Genomic DNA, 2080 nt, shown 5'->3' on the forward strand with positions numbered 1-2080 from the left:
AGCATGGCGCGGATCACCCACCTGTACCGGTATCCGATCAAGGGTCTGTCGGCCGAACCACTGGACGCGGTGACGCTGTCCGCGGGCGAAGGCGTCCCTATGGACCGTGTGTACGCGCTGGCAAGGCCCGAGACCGTTTTCGACGATGCGCATCCACAGCCGTTGCCGAAGACCCGCTTCCTGATGCTCGCGAAGGACGAGGAGCTGGCACGCGTGGTGAGCCGGTACGACGTCGCCAGCGGACTGCTCACCCTCGAGCACCCCGCTGGGAGGCTGATCGCCGACCTGGGCAGCGCGCAGGACCGGGCGGCTGTGGAGGACTACTTCGCGACATTGCTCGCGGACACGCTGGAGGGAGACCGGCCACGGCTGGTGACCGGGTCCGACGGCCACCGGTTCACCGACGTCGCTGTCGTCTCCACTGAGATGATGCGGGCCGTCTCGATTATCAACATGGCGTCCGTTCGTGATCTCCAGGAGCGTCTGGGAACGCACGTCCACCACCTGCGGTTCCGGGCCAACATCTATGTGGACGATGTCGACGCCTGGTCGGAACTGGACTGGGTGGGACGTGAGATCCACCTCGGGAAGGTGCGCGCCGAGGTGCTCGTGCCCACCGCCAGGTGCGCCGCGACCACTGTCAACCCGCGGACGGGGGAGCGTGACATCAGGATTCCGAAGGAGCTGCAAGCCCACTACGGACACATCAACTGCGGGGTGTACGTCGCCATCCGGTCCGACGGCATGATCAGAACTGGAGATTCTGTTACTTTGGGCGACATGTAAACCGACGTACAGTCACAAAACAGTTTCTAGTGATCTACAAAGGTCGGACGAGCGAACTGCGGTCCCCGCAACAACAGACACCCCCATGCCGCACCGCCGGCAGGGACACGGCATGCCCCTGTATGCCCTTGATGAATAGACACACCCGCATGCACTGCTGAAGATCCATCCGGGACGCTTTAGGCTTCTGGTCCTGTGAGCCCCGTCCTCGCGTCAAGCCGAGCCGGGAACTTCGTCCGCGCGCTGCTGACCATCCTGGTGATGGCACTGCTGTTCCGCGAGATATACCTGTTGTGGTTCTTCCACACCGCCGCGTGGACGAGCAGACCAAAGGAGATCCGCTGGTGTGGGTCGTGGTATCAGCGGATCAACGATCGCGACCGGACCCTGGCGGAGGCCCGCGCAATCGTCGGCGGCTCCCTCGTCCAGGTATCCCGTCTGCCCGTGTGGAAGCCGATCGTCGCCTACAAACCGTCCGATGACTGTCCGTCATACATCTTCGGCAAAGTCGGCGATGACGACTTCACCACCTATCTGATCAGCGGGGACTAGCCCCCAGCCGGGAACCGGCTATGGTCGCCGGGTCCACCCCCTGCTGAGGCTGCTGCAGAACGTGTACCCGGGCGTGAATCGAGTTGCGCTGCTGCAACGCGGCACGAACGGCCCGATGCAGCCCATCCTCCAGGTAGAGCGTGTTGTCCCAGTCGACGACGTGGGGAAACAGATCTCCGTAGAAGGTCGAGTCCTCGTCGAGCAGGACGTCCAGCGCGAGCACCCGCTTGGTTGTGACCAGTTGGTCCAACCTGACCTGGCGCGGCGGAATCGCCGCCCACTCCCGCTGGCTCAACCCGTGGTCGGGATACGGGCGACCATCACCCACCCACTTGAAGATCACCCAGCACCTCCTCGCCGAGGCCGCAACGTCGCGGAACACCTGACGGCCAACTGACCAAAGGCCGCGCGATCATCTTCCTTCTCGCGCGGCCAGAGGCCCCCAGGGGACGCTGGAGGCCTCCGCCAACCCAGCAGATCGTGACTGCCCTCTACGGTAGTTGTTCACACATTGTTTTGGATCGACAGTGTCATCCGAAGCATCATCCAAACTCAACACTTTACGTATCATAGCCAACCAGAAACTGCTCATCATCGGGGTCGAACGGCGCCGGTCGGCACCGCCCTCGCAGTGGCCCGGGGGAGCCGGGCCTCCCGAACCTCTCAGATCGGCTTCCGGATCTCGGATCCGGTAGGAACCCCGGGCGCGAAAGGAACATCATCGCGCCGCCTTTGGCCCCTA

At 63.6% G+C, this 2080-nt stretch carries 3 protein-coding genes; 2 read left to right on the top strand and 1 reads right to left on the bottom strand.

Annotation, left to right across the window (positions count from 1 at the left end; translation table 11 throughout):
- Nucleotides 1-786: MOSC domain-containing protein (locus DD1DGNOD_RS25765; RefSeq protein WP_346434384.1), on the top strand; the 786-nt coding region annotated here is incomplete at its 5' end.
- 195 nt (nucleotides 787-981) lie between these two features.
- The gene (locus tag DD1DGNOD_RS25770) at nucleotides 982-1338 is read left to right on the top strand and encodes a hypothetical protein (protein WP_131768902.1); all 357 of its coding nucleotides are present in this window, start codon (nucleotides 982-984) and stop codon (nucleotides 1336-1338) included.
- Here the strand turns inward: DD1DGNOD_RS25770 and DD1DGNOD_RS25775 are convergent.
- Nucleotides 1325-1681, bottom strand: coding sequence for a type II toxin-antitoxin system VapB family antitoxin (locus DD1DGNOD_RS25775; protein WP_131768903.1), 357 nt, complete (start codon nucleotides 1679-1681; stop codon nucleotides 1325-1327). The two genes, DD1DGNOD_RS25770 and DD1DGNOD_RS25775, sit on opposite strands and share 14 nt — an antisense overlap.
- Nucleotides 1682-2080: the final 399 nt, after the last annotated feature.

Origin of the sequence: Candidatus Protofrankia californiensis, assembly GCF_900634765.1 — a bacterium.
Taxonomy (GTDB): Bacteria; Actinomycetota; Actinomycetes; order Frankiales; family Frankiaceae; genus Protofrankia; species Protofrankia californiensis.